The sequence below is a fragment of the Treponema sp. R6D11 genome, from assembly GCF_054786075.1.
The window spans coordinates 1-310 of sequence record NZ_BDHD01001407.1 but is presented as its reverse complement, the minus strand read 5'-3'; the positions used below and the strand labels follow the sequence as shown (position 1 = coordinate 310).

The following is a 310-nucleotide window of genomic DNA, read 5'->3' as shown; positions in this document are numbered from 1 at the left end:
AGTTATGGTTCTCCGCAGGGCGATAGAGCGGAAGAGCAAAATAAAGATTGAACTTGCAAACAATCAAAGCAAAAATGAAAATGTTTTAGAGTTACAACAACGCCTTATAGAAAGGCTTTCTTTTTCTTTAACAGAGGGACAAAAAGAGGCTGTTAATGAAATAAACGTGGATATGTCGTCCAACGTGCCTATGTCTCGTCTTTTACAGGGTGATGTAGGCTGCGGTAAAACTCTTGTGTCGTTTCTTGCGGCGTTGCATGCTGTTCAGGACAAGGGGCAGGCTGCAATCATGGCTCCCACGGAACTGCTC

Annotated in this window: 1 protein-coding gene; it reads left to right on the top strand. The window is 43.9% G+C overall.

The window, feature by feature from the left end; all coding sequences use genetic code 11:
• Positions 1-310, top strand: a 310-nt coding sequence (locus ACYVTD_RS18945) for a DEAD/DEAH box helicase (RefSeq protein WP_461249126.1), incomplete at both ends; no start/stop codon positions are given.